This is a genomic window from Peribacillus sp. SIMBA_075, from assembly GCF_046534585.1.
Window position 1 is genome coordinate 1 of the sequence record NZ_JAWRYN010000918.1, and the last position, 260, is coordinate 260.

A 260-nucleotide genomic window follows, 5' to 3' on the forward strand; every position below is an offset into this window, starting at 1 on the left:
TCGAACGTGAAACCGGCCAAGCCAGCGGATGGACAGGCGGCGGGATTACAGAAGCCAATGCCATTAAAGGCTTTGCAGGGGCTGTTTTGTTTACGGCCAATGCCAAGAAGACTGAGGAATTATTGGAAGAAGTGATCGGCTTTTCCCGCCAAGAGCAGCAAGGCGATTACGTCCGCTTGGTATCGGATGGAGCGCTTGGAAACATATTGGATATTAAACAAACACGTGTCGGTACCGGCCAGATGGGTGTCGGAACGGTC

The 260-nt window shown here is 52.3% G+C and carries 1 protein-coding gene; it reads left to right on the top strand.

Annotated elements, in window-relative coordinates; all coding sequences use genetic code 11:
- Positions 1–260, top strand: a 260-nt coding sequence (locus SB775_RS30935; RefSeq protein WP_486360727.1) for a VOC family protein, incomplete at both ends; no start/stop codon positions are given.